Source organism: Micromonospora sp. NPDC048169, from assembly GCF_040652815.1.
Lineage (GTDB): Bacteria > Actinomycetota > Actinomycetes > Mycobacteriales > Micromonosporaceae > Micromonospora.
Map to the genome: position 1 here is coordinate 1 of NZ_JBEZMS010000048.1, position 18,504 is coordinate 18,504.

Here is an 18,504-nt window from a genome sequence, read left to right on the forward strand (position 1 = left end):
CTCTTGGCGCTGCCCTCGAACGTGTAGGTGCCGTTGTCGAAGAACTCGGTGGCGGCCACGTCGAGCGCGAAGACGGCCGCCCTGCTGGCCGCCGCGCCCCTGGTCGCCGGCCCGCGGCCCGCCGCCCTGACCGCCCCGGTCCCGTCGGCCGTCGCCGGCCGCCGGGCGTCCGTCGCCGGCCGGAGCCTCGTCGTCCAGCCGCAGCGTCAGCGAGATCCGCTTGCGCGGCACGTCCACGTCGAGTACCCGCACCTTGACCACGTCGCCGGACTTCACCACGTCGCGCGGGTCCTTGACGAAGGTGTGCGACATGGCCGAGACGTGCACCAGGCCGTCCTGGTGCACGCCCACGTCGACGAACGCGCCGAACGCGGCCACGTTCGTCACCACGCCCTCCAGCACCATGCCCGGCGTCAGGTCGCTGATCTTCTCCACGCCCTCGACGAACGTCGCGGTGCGGAACTCCGGGCGTGGGTCGCGGCCGGGCTTCTCCAGTTCGGCCAGGATGTCGGTGACGGTGGGCAGGCCGAACGTGTCGTCGACGAAGTCGGTCGCGCGCAGGCCGCGCAGGATGGCCGACCTGCCGATCAGCCCGCGCAGGTCCTGCCCGGTGGAGGAGAGGATGCGGCGCACCACCGGGTACGACTCCGGGTGCACGCTGGAGGAGTCGAGCGGGTCGTCGCCGCCGGGGATGCGCAGGAAGCCGGCGCACTGCTCGAACGCCTTCGGCCCGAGCCGGGGCACCTTCTTCAGCTCCGCGCGGGTGCGGAACGGCCCGTTGGCGTCACGGTGCAGCACGATGTTCTCGGCCAGCCCGGCGCCGATGCCGGACACCCGGGTGAGCAGCGGCGCGGAGGCGGTGTTGACGTCCACGCCGACGGCGTTGACGCAGTCCTCGACCACCGCGTCGAGCGAGCGGGACAGCTTCACCTCGGACAGGTCGTGCTGGTACTGCCCGACGCCGATCGACCGCGGGTCGATCTTCACCAGCTCGGCCAGCGGGTCCTGGAGACGGCGGGCGATCGACACCGCGCCGCGCAGCGAGACGTCCAGACCGGGCAGCTCCTGCGAGGCGTACGCGGACGCGGAGTAGACCGACGCGCCGGCCTCGGAGACCACCACCTTGGTGAGCTTCAGCTCCGGGTGCTGCTTGATCAGGTCGCCGGCCAGCTTGTCGGTCTCCCGGCTGGCGGTGCCGTTGCCGATCGCGACCAGCTCGACGCCGTGCGCGGCGGCCAGCGTGGCGAGCGTGTGCAGCGACGCGTCCCACTGCCGGCGCGGTTCGTGCGGGTAGATGGTGTCGGTGGCGACCACCTTGCCGGTGGCGTCGACCACCGCCACCTTCACGCCGGTACGCAGGCCCGGGTCGAGGCCCATCGTCACCCGTGCCCCGGCCGGCGCGGCCAGCAGCAGATCACGCAGGTTGGTGGCGAAGACCCGCACGGCCTCCTCCTCCGCCGCCTGCCACAGCCGCATCCGCAGGTCCGCGCCCAGGTGGATCAGGATCCGGGTACGCCAGGCCCAGCGCACCGTGTCGGCCAGCCACCGGTCGGCGGGCCGCCCCTGGTCGCTGATGCCGAAGCGTCCGGCCACGGCGGCCTCGTAGCGGCTCGGCCCGGTGGCCGCGTCGGCGTCGCCCTCGGCCTCCGGGTCCATGGTCAGGTCCAGCACGCCCTCCTTCTCGCCCCGGAACACGGCGAGGATGCGGTGCGAGGGCAGCTTCGGGTACGGCTCGGTGAAGTCGAAGTAGTCGGCGAACTTCGCGCCGGCGGTCTCCTGGCCGTCGCGTACCCGGGAGACCAGCCGGCCCCGCGACCACATCTGCTCGCGCAGCGTGCCGATCAGGTCGGCGTCCTCGGCGAAGCGCTCGATCAGGATGGCCCGCGCCCCGTCCAGCGCGGCAGCGGCGTCCGCGACGCCCTTGTCCGGGTCGGCGAACCCGGCGGCGACCGTCTTCGGGTCCTGGGCCGGATCGGCCAGGAGCGTGTCCGCGAGCGGCTCCAGCCCGGCCTCGCGGGCGATCTGCGCGCGGGTGCGCCGCTTCGGCTTGTAGGGCAGGTAGATGTCCTCCAGGCGGGACTTGGAGTCGGCGGCGAGGATCTGCGCCTCCAGCGCCTCGTCGAGCTTGCCCTGGCTCCGGATCGACTCCAGCACGGCCGCGCGGCGCTCGTCCAGCTCGCGCAGGTAGCGCAGCCGCTCCTCCAGCGTGCGCAGCTGCGCGTCGTCGAGCAGGCCGGTGGCCTCCTTGCGGTAGCGGGCGATGAACGGCACTGTGGCGCCGCCGTCGAGCAGCTCGACTGCCGCCCGTACCTGCCGTTCGGCGACGCCGAGTTCCTCGGCGATCCGCTGGTGCACAGACTGGGTCACGATTGTCATCCGCCTTCTCGGGTGGTTTCCGCCCTGCATTGTGCCGTTCGCCTCCGACCGCCTGTGCCCGCCCCGCCGTCGGCTGCGCTAGCGTGGCGATCATGGAGGCACCTGCGGATCCGCGGGCCCGGCGGCTGTTCGGCGGCAGCGCCCGGGCGCTCGGCGACCTGGCCGCCGGCCCGTTCCGGGCCGACCGGGACCGGATCGTCGGGTCGCCGTTCTTCGCCCGGCTGAACGGCGTCACCCAGGTGATCAGCCCTGGTGGTTCCGGGCTGCTGGTGCACAACCGGCTCACCCACAGCCTGAAGGTGGCCCAGGTGGCCCGGGCGATCGCGGAGCGGCTGACGGCCGACCCGGCGCACCGGGACCTGCTGGAGAAGCTCGGCGGCTGCGACCCGGAGGTGGTGGAGGCCGCCGCGCTCGCGCACGACCTCGGGCACCCGCCGTTCGGGCATCTGGGGGAGCGGGTGCTCGACCGGCTGGCCCGGCAGCGCCTCGGGCTGCCCGACGGCTTCGAGGGCAACGCCCAGTCGTACCGGATCGTCACCAGCACCGAGATCCGCGGCGCGGCGACCACCGGGCTGGACCTGACCGCGGCGGTCCGGGCGGCCATGCTGAAGTACCCGTGGACCCGGCTGGACCATCCCGACCCGCACCCGCGTCACCTGGACCCGGCGCCCCGGGGCGCGGCGGCACCGCCGGAGGATCCGCAGAGCGGGTCGGTGAAGTTCGGCGCGTACCGCACCGAGCTGGACGACCTGCGGCAGGCGCGGGAGCCGTTCGCCGGGCGGATCCCGGACTGGCAGCAGACCCCCGAGGCGTCGGTGATGGACACCGCCGACGACATCGCGTACGCGATCCACGACGTGGAGGACTTCTACCGCGTCGGGGTGCTCCAGCAGGGCGCCGTGGCGGCCGAGCTGATGGCCTGGCAGCGCGAGTGCGGGCACCTGCGGTCGATCACCGCGTCGGCGCTGGAGGGGGCGGGCCGGCGGCCGGGCGCGGCGATCGAGCGGCTGCGCCGGCAACTGCACCGCAAGGACGGCTGGATCGCCGACGACGAGGCGTTCGCCGCCGCTGTCGAGCACGTCCGCGAGGAGCTGGTGGAGGGGCTGCTGGCGCTGCCGTTCGACGGCTCGATCGAGGCGGAGCAGTACGTGGCCCGGTTCTCCGCCCGCTGGTCCACCCGCTTCGTGGACGCCATCACCGTGACCCCGGAACCGGACGTCCGCTCCGGGTACGTGCTGCTGGCGAAGCCGCAGTGGCACGAGGTGCAGGTGCTCAAGTTCGTCCACCACCGGTTCGTGCTGGCCCGCCCGGACCTGGCCCTGCACCAGCGCGGTCAGGCCCGGCTGCTCGACACGCTGGTGGAGGCACTCTGGGAGTGGCTGCTGGACCCGGACGAGGAGTCCCGGCTGCCGCGCCGGCTGCACGACCTGGTGGAGCTGGCTGAGGCGGAGCTGCACCCGCGTACCCCGGACCGGATCGGACGGGCCCGGGGCCGGGCGATCATCGACTTCGTCGCGCAGCTCACCGACGGTCAGGCGGTGGCGATGCTCGACGCGTTGTCGGGCCGCTCGGGCGCGCTGTGGACGGACGCCTTCGTACTCTGAGACCTCAGCGGGCCGGCACGCCCTTGACCACGATCTCCGGTGGTACGTCACGCACCACGCACGCCCCGGCGCCGACCGTCGCGCCGGCGCCCACCCGCAGGCCCGGGAGCACGACGGCGCCCGCCCCGATCAGCGCTGCGGTGTCGAGGCGGCAGTCACCGGACACCGCAGCGAGCGGATGCAGGGAGACGTAGTCGCCGACCACGCAGTCGTGCGCGAGAGTGGCGTTCTGGTTGACGTGCAGATGCCGCCCGACTGTCACGTTCGTGGTGATCCGGCCACCGGCGAACACCACGAGACCCTCGGCCGACACCACGTCCGGGCCGACTGTGGCGTCCGGGTGGACGAGACTCGCCGCCGGCCTGCCGTACGTGTCGACCCGCGCGCCCACCTTCCGCCGGACGCGTGGGTCGCCCAGACCGAGGACGACGTGAGTCTCCGGCGGCAGCTGCCCGAGCGCCGCCACGGTCCCGAGGTAGGGGGCGCCGCACGACTCGGCGCGTTTGCGGTTCCGCTCGGACGGGTTGTCGTCCATGAAGCCGACCAGTCGCCACGGTGGCCGCGCGGCCGACTCGTTCACCGCCGCCACGATCTGGGCGATCTCCCGGCCGTGGCCGCCGCACCCGACGACGACCAGGTCGAGGCTCACCGGGATCCGCTTCCCGCAGTCGCCGGCACCGCCTGCTCCGTGGCGGTGCCACGGAACTCGTGGGCCGTGGCGGCGCCGGGCGCGCTGATGCCCTGCCGGCGCAGGACTGCCACCGCGGTCCGGGCCAGGATGCGGGCGTCCAGGCGGAGGCTCCAGCGCTCCACGTAGTACAGGTCGTAGGCGAAACGCTCCGCCCAACCCAGCTCGTTGCGGCCGTTCACCTGCGCGAGCCCGGTCAGGCCGGGCCGAACGTCGTGCCGGCGGAACTCGTCCGGTGTGTAGAGGTCGCGGTAGCTGGTCGGGAACGGACGCGGACCCACGAGGCTCATGTCGCCGCGCAGGATGTTCCACAGGCTGGGCAGTTCGTCCAGGCTCGTCGCCCGCAGCCACCGCCCCAGGGGCGTCAGTCGCGCCTGGTCGTCGCCGGGGGAGAAGGCGTCACCGCCGTCCGCCATGGACCGGAACTTCAGGATGGTGAACTCCCGGCCGTGCCGGCCGATCCGCTGTTGACGGAAGAGGATCGGGCGGCCCATGCCGAGCAGCACCGCGACCGCGACCACGGCCAGAATCGGCGCCGCCACCAGCAGGGCCGTGGCCGAGACGGCGACGTCGACGCCCCGCTTGACGGCCGAGGCGACGCTCGCCTGCGAGGTGGGTGTGTCGGGATCTTCCACGCCTGGGGAGAGGCGAACCTGCATGCTGTCCTCCGGCCGCTGACTCGTCAGCGATCAGAGTACGCAAATATGCGCAGAAGGATGTCTTGTCCGACTTTTTCGGCGTGGCTCAGGCGACCGACTGCCACCACCCGTCCACCGCCGGCGGCTCGTCCACCACCACCCGCTCGCCCGGACGCGGCACGGCGAGCCGGACGTCCCGCGCCTTCGCCTCGGCCCACAGCCGGTCCACCGGCTCGGACCAGTCGTGCAGCGCCAGGTTGAACGTGCCCCAGTGCACCGGCACCAGCAGTCCGCCCCGGACGTCGAGGTGCGCGGCCACCGCCTCCTCCGGGAACATGTGGATGTGCGGCCACGCCCGGTCGTACGCGCCGATCTGCATGAGCGTCACGTCGAACGGGCCGTGTTCGGCGCCGATCTCGGCGTACCCGTCGAAGTAGCCGGAGTCGCCGGTGTAGAAGACCTTCCGGTGTGTCCCGGCGATGGTCCAGGAACTCCAGAGCGTGCCGTCGCGGCGCAGCCCGCGCCCGGAGAAGTGCTGCGCGGCGGTCGCGGTGAGCGTCAGCCCGCCGGCCCGGTGGCTCTCCGACCAGTCCAGCTCGACGATGCGGTGCTCGGGTACGCCCCAGCGGGCCAGGTGGGCGCCGACGCCGAGCGGCACCACGAACGGCGCGGACTGGAGATCGGCCAGCGTGCGGACGGTCTCCATGTCCAGGTGGTCGTAGTGGTCGTGCGAGATCAGCACCGCGTCGAGCGGGGGCAGCTCGGTCAGGCGTACCGGCGGCTCGTGGATGCGCCGCGGGCCGACCAGCCCGGACGGGGAGCACCTGTCGCTCCACACCGGGTCGAGCAGCACCCGGCGCCCCTCGATCTCGACGAGCGTGGAGGCGTGGCCGTACCAGATCACGTTCAGTTCGCGGGCCGGGTCGGCGGCCGGCGCGGCGCCGGGGCGCAGCAGCGGCACCGGGCTACCGGGCCGCCGCTTCTGCTTGCCAAAGATCAGCTCCCGGACGAGGTTGCGGCCCGGGTCGGCGACCATCGTGGCGCTGGCGCCGGCCGGGTTGTGGAACGTGCCGTCGTGGAAGCGCGGTGACCGGGCCGCCCGGTCCGCCCGGGTGCCGGTGAGCCGGCCGCCGAGCTGGGCGGGCACGTCCCGCGCCACCCAGGCCAGGCCGGCGACGGCGGCCAGCCCGGCGAGCTTCCACACCCGCCCGCCGCGCGTCCGGTCCGGTTCCCGCCCCGTTGGTTGCCGCATGTTCGTCCCTCCGCCGTGTCCCGTCGTACACGGTAACCACCCGCGTCGCGGTCCGCCCGCGCGACAGCCCACCCGCACGAGGGTCCGCCCGCGCGACAGCTCACCGGACGGTCCGCGGCGGCGGTCAGGGCAGCCGGCGGCGTACCGCGGACGCCACGGTCGCCGCGCGCCCGCCGACGGCTCGGACGACCTGGGACGCGTCGGGCACCCATCCGCCCCGGACCGCCTCGCCGGCCGGGTTGGGCGTGAACACGATGCCCTGGTGCGCGGCGACCGGCTGCCGGGTCAGTCCGGCCAGGCGCATCAGCGGTCCGACCAGCGCGTCGTACACGCCGGGCAGGACGGTGAAGCCGAAGCGCATGATCACGTTGAGCCGTCCCACCGAAACCTCCCGGCGTGGCCGGTCGAGGCAGTGCGCGATGGCGCGTGCCACCCGCTCGGGGGAGGCGATCGGGGGCGGTGGCCGGCCGATCCGGCCCAGGTAGTTGGCCGCCTGCCGGTAGACGGGCGTGTCGACGCTGCCCGGGTTGACCAGGCAGATCGCGATGCCGGGCGTCTCCCGCGCCTCCTGCTGGAGCGTGCGGGCGAGTCCTTGCAGGCCCCACTTGGCGGCCACGTATCCGCTCATGTAGGGCGCGGTGATGTGCCCGAGCACCGAGCCGGTGAGCACGAGGGTGCCGCCGCCGGCGTCCCGGAACCGGCGCAGCGCCTCCCGGGCGACCGCGGCGGCGGCCAGCAGGTCGGTGCGGACGACCTGTTCGAACACCTCGGCCGGGGTCTCGTCGAAGCGGCCGTAGGCCATCATCGCGGCGGTGTGCACCCAGGCGTCGACGCGGCCGTACTCGGCCCGTGCCGCGTCGGCCAGCGCGGCCACCGCGCCGGGCTCGGTCACGTCCATCGGTACGGCGATCGCCTGCGCGCCCGCCGCCCGGCACTCGTCGCGTACCTCGTCGAGCGTGGCGGGGGAGCGGGCCGCGAGGACCAGCCGGTCCCTGCGGCCCGCCAGCTCCCGGGCGGTCGCCCGGCCGATCCCGCTGGTCGCGCCGGTGACGACCACCGTCCGGGTCACGGTGCGAGCACGACCTTGACGCAGCCGTCCTCCTTCTTCTGGAACATCTCGTACGCGCGCGGCGCGTCGGTCAGCGGCAGCCGGTGGGTCCGCAGGTCCTCCACGCCCAGCGGGTCGTCGTCGCGCTCCAGCAGCGGGATGATCTCGTCGACCCAGCGCCGCACGTGGCACTGGCCCATGCGCAGCTGGATGCCCCGGTCGAACATCTCCATCAGCGGCATCGGGTCCTGCTCGCCGCCGTACACGCCGGAGATCGACACGGTGCCGCCGCGCCGCACGGCCTTGAGCGCGGCGTGCAGCACCACGAGCCGGTCCACGCCGGCCTTGTCGGTCATCGCCTGGGCCAGCTTGTCCGGCAGCAGCCCGGCGGCAGTCTGGGCCATCTTGCCCAGCGGCGCGCCGTGCGCCTCCATGCCGACCGCGTCGATCACGGCGTCCGGGCCGCGCCCGTCGACCAGGTCGATGAGCGTGCCGGGCACGTCGTCGAGCTGGCTGACGTCGAGCACCTCGATGCCGTGGCGGCGGGCCATCTCCAGCCGCTCGGGCACCAGGTCCAGCCCGATCACCCGGCCGGCGCCCAGGTGGCGGCCGATCCGGGCGCAGAACTGCCCGACCGGGCCGAGCCCGAACACGGCGAGCGTGCCGCCGGGCGGGGTGTCCGCGTACTTCACCGCCTGCCAGGCGGTGGGCAGGATGTCGGACAGGTATAGCCAGCGCTCGTCCGGGCCGCTGTCCGGGATCGTGATCGGCCCGAACTGGGCCTGCGGGACGCGCAGGTACTCCGCCTGGCCGCCGGGAATCGAGCCGTACAGCGAGGTGTAGCCGAACAGGGACGCGCCCTTGCCCTGGCTGGTCACCTGCGTGGTCTCGCACTGCGCGTAGAGCTGCCGCTCGCACATCCAGCACGAGCCGCAGGAGATGTTGAACGGGATGACCACGCGGTCACCCTTCTTGAGCCGGGTCACGCCGGACCCGACCTCCTCGACGATGCCCATCGGCTCGTGCCCGAGGATGTCGCCGGGCTTCAGGTACGGCCCGAGCACCTCGTACAGGTGCAGGTCGGAACCGCAGATGGCGGTCGAGGTGATCCGGACGATCGCGTCGGTCGGCTCCTCGATCCGGGGGTCCGGGACGTCCTCGACGCGAACGTCCCGCTTGCCGTGCCAGGTCAGTGCCTTCATGCCTGTCTGTCCCCTCTCCGGTGCCGTCCATCGGACTGCTACCCGGCAGGAGGCCGTTGAATCGGCGGCGCCGGTCACCGTGGCGTGAGGTCGACCGTCACGGCGATGGTGCTGGTGCTGGCCGCGGTGCCGGCGAGGGCGCCGATGTCGAGGCGGCGGCCGGTGCGGTCGGTGACGGCGCCGGCCGCGAGCCGCAGGCCGGCGACGGGCGTGCCGAGCGCCGCCGACGCGGCCTCCAGCAGCCGCCGCCGGGCCACCGCCACGGCGACCCGGACCGGGGTACGGGTTCCGACCGCCGGGTGGGGTGCGCCACGCGTCCGCCCCCCGGCCGGCCGTGGCGGTGGCACACGGACGCGCCGGCGCGGCACGGACAGCCCGTCGGCGATCAGTTCGGCGGCCGAGGTGTCGCCGTCGTACCGGTCCGGCGGCAGCGTGAACGACACGGTCCCGTCCGGGCCGACCTCGACGGAGATCAGCGCCGCCCCGGGCAGGGCCGCGGCCGTCATGATCTCGCCGAGGCCGAGCAGCCCGGCCACGTCCGGCGACGGCGTCCGGGCGGCGGCCGGGTACGCCGCGGTGAGTTCGGCGGCGGCCACGAGGACCGGCGCGGCCAGCACGTAGCCCAGGAACGGGGGGAGGGGCGCGGTCATGGTGCTCACCCGGGCGCTCGTCGCCGCAGCCGGGGACGGGAGGCGCCCCGGCTGCGACGCGGTGGTCAGAACTCGCGGTTGCCGAGCGGGATCTCGATGTTGATGGACTGCCCCTCGGACAGGAACAGCAGGGCGAGCTTGCGCAGGAACTCGTCGAACAGCCAGTAGCACTCCGGTGCGAGCGGGAACGGCAGCAGCGCCTCCCGGACCGCGATGAACGGGCCCCAGCTCGTCCGCAGGAGCGTGTCCCAGAGCAGGTCGCGCGGGATCTCCAGCCAGTTGGCGATCTGGTTGCCGAGCAGGAACCGGGTGAACGAGCCGAGGATGGGCTTGCTGAGCAGCCCGGCGTCGATCTCCCTGCCGAGGCCGAGCAGGATGTCCGCCAGCGCGTTGCCCTCGCGGGTGGGCGCCAGCACCGGGTCGAGGACCTCGGCGGCCTGGGCGTTCGCCTCGCTCCAGGAGGCGGGAATGTACTCGTCCTTGATGCCGAGCATGTGGGCGGCGACCTGCCACAGGTGCAGGAACGCGGCCGACTCGGCGGCGGGGATCGGGACGCGCCAGTCGGTCAGCTTCCGCATGACCGTGGTGGGCAGGCTGTGCCAGGTGACCATGAGGTCCCGCTGGCTGATCGGGATGTCCTCCGGCGCGACCTCGGCCCAGTCCGGCGACTGCGGCAGGAGGTGACGGACGCCCGCGTGCGCCAGCCGGGTCTTGACCGCGGTCACGATCATCGAGCCGTCGGGCTGGTACGCGTTGGCGGTGCCGATGTCGTACCCGAGCTTGGCGGTCTTGGAGATGCGGTCCTTCATGTCCGCGCCGCCCTTGGAGTAGTAGACGGCGCGCGCCTCCTTCGGGATGACGGTGCTCATCATGCCGCTGGCCAGGCCGTAGAGCACGCCGAGGTAGAGACCGCGCTTCTCGTTGAAGCGCACCGCGGTGGCCAGCTTGCCCTGGTCCACCCAGGACGGCAGCACGCGTGCGCGTTCGATGAACGCGCGGACGTCCGCCGGGAGGCCGACCGGCAGCGGCTGGCCGTTCCTCGTCCACGTCCGCAGCAGTTGGTTGACAAGTGGCGCCTCGCCCCGGTCCAGGAGGGAGGCGACGAGCGGGTCGGCCTCCTCGTCCCACACCCAGCGCGGGTCCACGCCCGCCCCGGCGCCGGCCACTGATCCCGTCGGGGACCAGGTCCACGCCGACCGGGCCTGTGCCGGCGCGGCGACGCTCAGCGCGCCGAGCGCGCCCAGTGCCCCACCGGCCTTCAACATCTTGCGCCTGCTTACCGGTTCCACGTCCACTCCTCGGGGTCGAGGCCGCTGATACGGTGAAACAATTGTTGCGCCCGTGTATCACATGAGAGCACGTGGTAACGGTGTCCACAAGGCTCGCGACGACAACTGTCGATGGTTTGCGATGAGGGGAGTCCACGGTGGCGCTGGTCGAGGGGATGCTGTCGGGCAAGGTGGCGTGGGTGACCGGCGCCAGTCAGGGCGTCGGCGCGGCGATCGCCGAAGGGCTGGCCCGGGCCGGCGCGTCGGTGATCCTCCAGTCCCGGCGGCCGGATGCGCTGGACGAGGTGCGGGACCGGATCGCGGCCGGTGGCGGCACGGCGGAGGTGGTCGCCGGTGACGTCGCCGACGAGTCGGCCGCGAACGCCGTGGTGGCCCTGGCCCGGCGGCGCTGGGGGCGGCTCGACGTCCTGGTCAACAACGCCGGCATCAGCCCGGCGCTGCATCGCAGCGAGCGGCTCGGCCTCGGTGACTGGCAGCAGGTGATCGACACCAACCTGTCCGGGGTGTTCGTCTGCGCCCGCGCGGCCGGCGCGGTCATGGTCGGGCAGGGCGCGGGCAGCATCGTCAACATGTCCTCCGTGCACGGTCAGGTCGGCTTCCCGCGCCTGGCCGCGTACAGCGCCAGCAAGGGCGGCGTCGAGCAGCTCACCCGCACGCTGGCGCTGGAGTGGGCAGCGGCGGGCGTACGCGTCAACGCGGTGGCGCCCGGCTACCTGGAGACCCCGATGACCGAAGGGCTGCGCGGCCACGAGCAGTGGTCGAAGCGGCTGCGCGACCGCATCCCGATGGGCCGGTTCGGCCGCCCCGAGGAGGTCGTCGGCGCGGTGCTGTTCCTGGCCTCGGACGCCGCGAGCTACGTCACCGGCAGCGTGTTGCACGTGGACGGCGGCTTTACCGCGCAGTGAGCGTGGGCCGTTTGGTTAGTCCGCGTTCGGCACCGGCGTCTCGCCGCAATGCGATATCACGCCGGATCACGGCCACTCCTTCCCAGAAAGTTAACCCTCGTTTACAGTGCTGCCATCGGCTGCGGAACCCGCGCGGGCACCACGGCGAGGGGTGCGGCCAGCCCTGCCACCACCAGGCCCGGTTGCGTGTGAAGGAGTAGCCCATGGACCCCTCCGACGTCCTCGCCGAGAACTGCGCCAAGAAAGCCGCCGACCTGACCGTCCCGGCACTGCTGCACCGCAACGCCACCGAGTACGCCGACCGGCCCGCGCTCACCACGCTCGGCCGCGACGACACCCGCACCTGGGCGCAGCTGCGCGACGAGGTCGCCGAGATGTCCGCCGGCCTGGCCGAGACCGGCCTGGAGGCCGGGCGGCACATGCTGATCATGATGTCCAGCCGCGCCGAGCACTGGCTGGTCGACCTCGCCGCGGTCCACGTGGGCGCGGTGCCGTCCACGATCTACCCGACGCTCAGTGCCGAGCAGATGCGCTACCTGGCCCGGCACAGCGCCGCCCAGGTGCTCGTCCTGGAGGGCCCGGCCGAGCTGGAGCGCTGGCGGCCGATCCTGCCCGACCTGCCGGACCTGCTGCGGGTGGTGCTGGTGGACGAGCCGGGCGAACCGGCCGCCGACGTGGTGCCGCTGTCGCGCGTGCGTACCCTCGGGCGGGCCGCCCGCGAGGCGGACCCGGACGCCTTCGAGCGGCGCTGGCGCACGATCCGGCCCGAGCAGCCGGTGACGCTGCTCTACACCTCCGGCACGACTGGTAACCCGAAGGGCGTCGTGCTCAGCCACCACAACGTGATCTACCAGGCGGTGGCGCTGGACGCGATGGTGTCCGTCCCCGACCACGCGCCGACGGTGGCCTACCTGCCGCTCGCGCACATCGCCGAACGGTTCCTCGGCATCTACAACGCGATCTACCGCGCCGGGCACGTCACCATCTGCCCCGACGCCACGCAACTCGTCGCGGCGCTGCGCACCGTCGGCCCCGCCTCGTTCTTCGGGGTGCCGCGGGTCTGGGAGAAGATGGCCGCCGGGGTCCAGGCGCACCTGGCCGGCGCCGAGCCCGCGGTCCGCGCCGCGGTCGCCGCCGCGAGTGCGGTGACGCTGGAGGCGTACGAACTGCGCGCGGCCGGAGAGGCGGTGCCGGACGAGCTGGCCGCCCGGGTGGCGCAGGCCCGCGACACCGTGCTGCGGCCGTTGCAGGCCACCCTCGGCCTGCACAACATGGTCTGGCCCGGCAGCGGCGCCGCCCCGATCCCGGTGGACGTGCTGCGGTTCCTCGCCGGGCTCGGCGTCGACGTGCTTGAGGTGTGGGGGCTGACCGAGACGACCGGCACCGCCACCCTCAACACTCCGGACCGCTTCCGCACCGGGAGCGTCGGCCGCCCCAACGTGGGCATGGAGGTGCGCCTCGCCGACGACGGCGAGGTCCTCGTCCGGGGTCCGCTGGTCTGCTCCGGCTACCTGCGCGAGGACGGCGGCGTCGAGCCGGTCGTGGACGCGGACGGCTGGCTGGCCACCGGCGACGTCGGGACGCTCGACGCCGACGGCTTCCTCACCATCACCGACCGCAAGAAGGAACTCATCATCACCTCCAGCGGGAAGAACATCTCGCCGGCGCAGATCGAGAACCTGCTGCGGGCGCACCCGCTCATCGGTCAGGCGGTGGCGATCGGCGACCGGCGGCCGTACGTCACGGCGCTGATCGTGCTGGACGAGGAGGTCGCGCCGCAGTGGGCGCGTACGCACGGCATCGCCGACCCGCAGCTGCCCGCGCTGGCCTCGGACCCGGTGCTGCTGGCCGAGATCCAGGCCGCCGTGGACGCGGCGAACGCGCGGCTCGCCCGGCCCGAGCAGGTCAAGACGTTCCGGGTGCTGCCGTCGGCGTGGACGCCGGAGTCGGGCGAGCTGACCCCGACGCTGAAGCTACGGCGCCGGGTCATCGTCGACAGGTACGGCGACCGGATCGACGACCTCTACCGGCCGGGCGACGCGGCGGCCGAGCCCGTCACGCAGTAGCGCCGGGTCCATGCCGGGCGGGGGTGGCGGCGCGCCGAGGTCGGCGGGCCGGTACCCCCGCGGGTAGCCGGGATAGGTGCGGTTGCGCGGCGCGCGGGTCAGCCGGCTCACGGTCCGCGCGGGCAGCCGCCGCACCACCGCGGCCCGGGCGCGCAGCACGCCGTCGACCAGCGCGGGCAGCGGTCGCGGGGCGGCCGGGAGCCCGAAGGCGGACCGCATCTCGGCCGGCAGCAGCGCGCGCACCCCGAGCCGCGCGGCCGGGCGCAGCGGCGCCGGGTACCAGGACGCGAACAGATCCAGCGTGTACGCCGCGACCCGCTCGTTGCTCGGCGTACAGCGGAACGTCTCCCGCTCGTACGCGTCCTTGAACGCGCGGAAGGCGGCGAAGTCCGCCGGGACGTCGCGGATGCCCATGCGCGCGCCGACCGCGCGGTAGTAGTGGAACGCGGCCAGCCGCTCGTGCTCGTGCAGCGGGCGCCAGCCGTAGCGGTCCAGCCAGTCGATCGGCTCGTAGACGAACGTGGACAGCACGTAGCGCATGTCGTCGTCGGAGATCGCGTACCGGCCGTGCGCCCGGTTGACCACCCGCAGCGCCTCCCGGCCGCGCGGCGAGTCGTAGCCGTGCTCCAGCAGCTCGGCCATCAGCAGCGCGGTGTCGTCGTAGCGCTGCTGCGCGCGCAGCCGGAACTCGCCTGTCGCGTCCAGCAGCGCGGAGATGCTCGGCACGCAGAACGTGCGCAGCAGCGCCAGTTCCAGCGCGCGCTGGTAGTCGAAGGGGAACTCGTACCCGGCGGAGAGCCGGTAGATCTCGTGATGGTCGCGGACCGGATCGAGCGTCTCGATCCGCCGCAACCAGCGGTACCGCCCGTCACGAGCCATCGCCACCACCCCCACCGCCCACCCTTGCCGATGCAGTCAAGCTCCTCTATGTTAATAGAAAATCACATCCCCGGATAACTCGAAACCTGCTTGTGCGCACCTCGCGGGCCGGTGTTCAGGGCGATGTCCGGTCGAAACCGGGAAGTGGTGCTAATGGAGAATCTCAGTAGACGAAGCGTCCTGACGCTCGGTGCCGCGCTGGGACTGGTAGCTGTGGCGGACGCCCCCAAGGCGTGGGCGTGGTCGTCGTCCGGCTCTATCGCCGGGACCGACACGGTCACCGACCCGTGGGACGTCTGGGACGACGACACCGACCCGCTCGTCGCCTCGATGCTGGACGCCGGTCAGATCCCGGCCGTGAACACCGCGTTCGCGTCCTGGATCCGCAACGGCGACGCGCTGCCCGCCGGCCTGCCCCCGGCGCTCACCACCTACCTGCGGCGCGTCAACACGCTGCCGTCCTGGGCCGACCAGGCCAAGCTGGACCGGGCCGCCCAGTTCAACAAGCGCATGAGCATGTACCTGTTCCTGCTCTACGGCCTGGGCAGCGGGATCATGAGCACGGTGATCCCGCGCGAGGCCCGCAACGTCTACTGGTCCGAGGGCGGCGCGGACATGAAGTCGCGCGCCGCGAAGACCTTCACCTACGGCTACGACCTGAGCGCCCCCGACGCGTTCAAGGCCACCGGCAGCTTCGTGGTGACCTCGCACAAGACGCGGCTCACCCACGCGGCGGTGCGGCACCTGCTGCCGCGGTCCGCGCCGTGGCGCGGCGTCACCGACCACCCGATCCCGATCAGCAACGGCGACATCCTCATCACCTTCCACAGCCTCGGCACGTACGTGCACCGCAAGCTGCTCGACTGGCGTCGCTGGGGCCTGCGGATGTCGGCCGCGGAGGAGGAGGCCTACCTGCACATGTGGCAGGTCGCGCTGCACCTGCTCGGCGTCCGCGACGAGTTCATCCCGAACAGCTGGGCCGCCGCCGAGGAGCAGTCCCGGTACGCGCTGTCCCCGCTCCTCGCGCCGACGCCCGAGGGCATCGACCTGGCCGACATCCTGCTGAACCTGACGTCCTCGGTGGACCTCGGCGTCACCCGGGGATTCCAGCGGGAGTTCGCGCGCTACGTGCTCACCGACCGGATCGGCGACTGGTTGCGGCTGCCGCGCGACTACATCTCCCGGGGCGTGATCGAGGCCGGCTGGCCCACGTACGTGATGTTCCGCGAAGGGCTCTCGCCGCTCATGCCGGAGACGTTCGGCCTGTTCGACAGGTTCATCCGCGGGCTGGCGATGCTGTTCCTCAACAACGGCTCGTCCGCGTCGCACACCCCGATCACGATCCCGGTGATGAACCGGCCGGGCACCTGAGCGGATGCGGCCTCACAGCGTCAGGGCGCCGGTGACCAGCGCGGTGACCGCGTCCCGGTGACCGGGCGAGTCCTGCCAGCGCAGGGCCCGCCCGGCCTCCACCGCCACGCCGAACCCGGCGTGCACGAGCAGCCGGGCCTGCCGCCGGTCCAGGTCCGGCCGGACCGCCCGCAACTGCTGCTCCCAGACCGCGATGTGCTCGCGCTGGGCGAGGATCAGCGGACGCCGCACGTCGGCGGGGAGGCCGGCCACCTCGGCCTCGGCCACGCTGTTGAGGGTGTTGTGCTCGAAGCAGTAGGCCACGTACGCCGCCGCCAGCGCGACCACGGCCTGCCGCGGGTCGGCCGCCCGCTGGAGACTGCGGTCGACCGCCTGGGCGAGCAGTTCCGCAGCCTGGAGGCAGGCGGCCACCAGGATGTCCACCTTGCCGGGGTAGTGGCGGTAGATCGCGGACGGGGCCAGCCCCACCGCCTGGGCGATCTGCGCGTTCGTGACGGTGGCGAAGCCGTCCCGGGCGAACAGCGGCACGGCCGCGGCCAGGATCTGCGCCCGCCGGGTGCGGGGCACCGGCTGGGCGGGCAGCTCCACCAGCCGCGCGGTCCCGGCGGCTGTCGTCGGATCGGTGGCGACCACCCGCATCGCTGACCGCAGCACCAGGTCCTCGATCCGGCGCTGGGCGATCGAGGTGTGGTGCATGGTCACCGAGCCGATCACACCGAGCGCCGCCACCGCCCGCAGGCGCTCGTCGGGCAGCGGGTACTCCCGCCGTACCGTCTCGGTCACCCGGCCCACGACGTGGCCGAACTTCGCGCGGAGCAGGTGGCGGTCCGCGCGGCCGAGGTAGCGGGCCTCCCACCGGTAGAGGCCGCCGGAGGAGCGGTGCGCGACGGTGACCCGGGTGAGGGCCAGCAGCACGTCGGCCAGCGCCGCGTCCGGCGGCCACTCGTCGACGGCCCCGACCAGGTTGTCCACCATGACGTTCGCGCACTCGGCGAACAACGCGTACTTGTTCGGGAAGTGCCGGTACAGCGCGGGCGCGCTGATCCCGACCGCCGCGGCGATCTCCTCCATGGACGCGCCGTGGTAGCCGCGCTCGCTGAACACCTGCCCGGCCGACTCCACGATGACCTGCCTGCGGTTGCGTGGCCGGGTGGCCGCGGCCGGCCCGGTGGTCACCGGACCGTCCGGGCGGACACGGACGGGCACAGGACCATAGGTGTCAGTCAACCACAGGGCCTCACGCCGCCCGTGCGGTCGCTGGACGCCGGTCAGGCGTGCAGGACGGCGAGCGCGAGCCGGGCGGTCTGGTCGTCGTAACCCGCCGTGCGGTCGAAGCGGCCGAGCCGCCCGACGTCGGTGACCACGTTCAGCGCGGCGTGCACGAGCACCCGGGCGTCGCCGGCCGGCAGCTCCGGTCGTACCGCCCGGACCAGGCCCACCCACTCCTCGACGTGCAGCCGCTGCGCGCCGCGCAACTGGTGACGGTCCCGCTCCGGCAGGTTGTTGTTCTCCGCCAGGTACACCGCGACCAGGTCGCTCTGGCCGAACGCGAAGTCGACGTACGCGCGCACCACCCGGTGCAGCGCGTCGGCCGGGTCGCTCGCCTCGGCGATGGCCGCCGTGGTGGCTCCGGTCAGCCGGTCGGTGGCCCGGTAGTAGGCGGCCGCGAGCAGGTCGGCCTTGCCGGGGAAGTAGCGGTACACGCTGGACGCCTGCATGCCCGCGGCGCGGCCGATGTCCTCCACCGCGACGGCGTGGTAGCCGTGCCTGTGGAACAGCCGCATCGCCTCGATCAGCAGCAGCTCGCGGCGCGACGCCGGGCGGACCGGCCCGGTGGCGGGGGAGTCCTCCACCCCGGTGCGCCGCCGGGGCGGCACCGTGGGCGCGTCGGTCCGCAGCAGCGTCCGGGCGACGCGGGTGAGCAGGTGCTCGGTGTCGGCGCCGGCCGTCCGGTACGTGGTCACGCTGCCGAACGCGCTCAGCGCCGCGTTCACCAGCAGATCGGCCTGCGCGGCGGTCAGCTCGGGGCGCAGCTCGCGCAACGGCGCGGCGACGCGGCCGATGAGCGTGGCCATCGACGCGGCGAACTCCTGCCGGTGCTCGGGCGTCAGGTAGCGGCCCTCCCACTGGTACAGCCCGGCCACCCGCCGCCTGCTCACCGTGACCTCGGCGAGCGCGCGCAGCAGTTCGTCGAGCAGCCCGTCCGCGTCGCTCGCCGCCGGCTCCTCGGTCGCGGCGAGCAGCGCGCCGACGACCTCCCGGGTGGCGTGCACGAGGATCGCGTACTTGTTCGGGAAGTGCCGGTAGACGGCCGGCCCGCTGATGCCGACGGCGGCGGCGATCTCGTCGACCGAGACCCCGTGGTAGCCCCGCTCGCAGAACAGCTCGGCCCCGGCGAGCGCGATGCGGGCCTTGCGGTCCTTGGGCCGCCGGACCGGTGCCGGGACGGTGTCGCCTGCTGCTCGTCGCACCGCTACAGGTTAGCGCCCCCTCGCGTCCGTCAGGTGGTGCCCCACGCGCTTCCCGTCGCGGAGGC

General features: G+C 73.4%; 15 protein-coding genes. 4 read left to right on the top strand and 11 right to left on the bottom strand.

Going from position 1 to position 18,504, the window contains the following annotated elements; translation table 11 throughout:
- A partial coding sequence (locus AB0D28_RS26810) for a Tex family protein (RefSeq protein WP_357390175.1) occupies window positions 1-2,406 on the bottom strand: 2,406 nt, incomplete at its 3' end.
- Window positions 2,407-2,468: 62 nt separating this feature from the next.
- Between AB0D28_RS26810 and dgt the strand changes: the two genes are divergently transcribed.
- The gene (dgt, locus tag AB0D28_RS26815; protein WP_357390177.1) at window positions 2,469-3,980 is read left to right on the top strand and encodes a dGTP triphosphohydrolase; all 1,512 of its coding nucleotides are present in this window, start codon (window positions 2,469-2,471) and stop codon (window positions 3,978-3,980) included.
- Between the two features lie 4 nt (window positions 3,981-3,984).
- Here dgt and AB0D28_RS26820 read toward each other — a convergent pair whose 3' ends face one another.
- The 7 genes from AB0D28_RS26820 to AB0D28_RS26850 all read right to left on the bottom strand — a co-directional run bounded on the left by AB0D28_RS26820 (window position 3,985) and on the right by AB0D28_RS26850 (window position 10,747).
- Window positions 3,985-4,629, bottom strand: a complete 645-nt coding sequence (locus tag AB0D28_RS26820; RefSeq protein ID WP_047890873.1) for a NeuD/PglB/VioB family sugar acetyltransferase — start codon at window positions 4,627-4,629, stop codon at window positions 3,985-3,987.
- Window positions 4,626-5,303 carry a sugar transferase gene (locus AB0D28_RS26825; protein WP_357390180.1) on the bottom strand — a complete coding sequence of 226 codons (678 nt, stop codon included), beginning with the start codon at window positions 5,301-5,303 and terminating at the stop codon, window positions 4,626-4,628. Before AB0D28_RS26825 ends, AB0D28_RS26820 begins: the two co-directional genes overlap by 4 nt.
- 109 nt (window positions 5,304-5,412) lie before the next feature.
- Window positions 5,413-6,558 (bottom strand): MBL fold metallo-hydrolase, encoded by a 1,146-nt coding sequence (locus AB0D28_RS26830; protein WP_357390182.1) that lies wholly within the window; start codon window positions 6,556-6,558, stop codon window positions 5,413-5,415.
- Between the two features lie 124 nt (window positions 6,559-6,682).
- Entirely contained in the window at window positions 6,683-7,627 is a 945-nt protein-coding gene (locus tag AB0D28_RS26835; RefSeq protein WP_357390184.1) for an SDR family NAD(P)-dependent oxidoreductase, read from the bottom strand.
- Window positions 7,624-8,808 carry a zinc-dependent alcohol dehydrogenase gene (locus AB0D28_RS26840; RefSeq protein ID WP_120570677.1) on the bottom strand — a complete coding sequence of 395 codons (1,185 nt, stop codon included), beginning with the start codon at window positions 8,806-8,808 and terminating at the stop codon, window positions 7,624-7,626. The genes AB0D28_RS26835 and AB0D28_RS26840 overlap by 4 nt, the downstream gene beginning before the upstream one ends.
- Window positions 8,809-8,882: 74 nt before the next feature.
- Window positions 8,883-9,458, bottom strand: a complete 576-nt coding sequence (locus AB0D28_RS26845) for an isoquinoline 1-oxidoreductase (RefSeq protein ID WP_357390186.1) — start codon at window positions 9,456-9,458, stop codon at window positions 8,883-8,885.
- Between the two features lie 65 nt (window positions 9,459-9,523).
- Window positions 9,524-10,747, bottom strand: coding sequence for an oxygenase MpaB family protein (locus AB0D28_RS26850; RefSeq protein WP_357390188.1), 1,224 nt, complete (start codon window positions 10,745-10,747; stop codon window positions 9,524-9,526).
- Between the two features lie 137 nt (window positions 10,748-10,884).
- On the opposite strand from AB0D28_RS26850, the gene AB0D28_RS26855 reads away from it, so the two are divergent.
- Together AB0D28_RS26855 and AB0D28_RS26860 are read left to right on the top strand one after the other, a co-directional pair.
- Window positions 10,885-11,652, top strand: coding sequence for a 3-oxoacyl-ACP reductase family protein (locus tag AB0D28_RS26855; RefSeq protein ID WP_357390190.1), 768 nt, complete (start codon window positions 10,885-10,887; stop codon window positions 11,650-11,652).
- A 203-nt stretch (window positions 11,653-11,855) separates the two neighbouring features.
- Window positions 11,856-13,718: an AMP-dependent synthetase/ligase gene (locus tag AB0D28_RS26860; RefSeq protein ID WP_357390192.1), complete on the top strand. Its 1,863-nt coding sequence runs from the start codon at window positions 11,856-11,858 to the stop codon at window positions 13,716-13,718.
- Here the strand turns inward: AB0D28_RS26860 and AB0D28_RS26865 are convergent.
- Complete coding sequence (locus AB0D28_RS26865) at window positions 13,626-14,597, bottom strand: oxygenase MpaB family protein (RefSeq protein ID WP_357390194.1); 972 nt, start codon at window positions 14,595-14,597, stop codon at window positions 13,626-13,628. The two genes, AB0D28_RS26860 and AB0D28_RS26865, sit on opposite strands and share 93 nt — an antisense overlap.
- Before the next feature lie 153 nt (window positions 14,598-14,750).
- Between AB0D28_RS26865 and AB0D28_RS26870 the strand changes: the two genes are divergently transcribed.
- Window positions 14,751-15,968, top strand: a complete 1,218-nt coding sequence (locus AB0D28_RS26870) for an oxygenase MpaB family protein (protein ID WP_357390196.1) — start codon at window positions 14,751-14,753, stop codon at window positions 15,966-15,968.
- A gap of 12 nt (window positions 15,969-15,980) precedes the next feature.
- Here the strand turns inward: AB0D28_RS26870 and AB0D28_RS26875 are convergent, their stop codons facing one another.
- Window positions 15,981-17,144, bottom strand: coding sequence for a TetR/AcrR family transcriptional regulator (locus AB0D28_RS26875; RefSeq protein ID WP_357390198.1), 1,164 nt, complete (start codon window positions 17,142-17,144; stop codon window positions 15,981-15,983).
- Window positions 17,145-17,236: 92 nt separating this feature from the next.
- A complete protein-coding gene (locus tag AB0D28_RS26880; protein WP_357390200.1) occupies window positions 17,237-18,439 on the bottom strand; it encodes a TetR family transcriptional regulator in 1,203 nt (400 codons plus the stop codon).
- Window positions 18,440-18,504 lie beyond the last annotated feature (65 nt).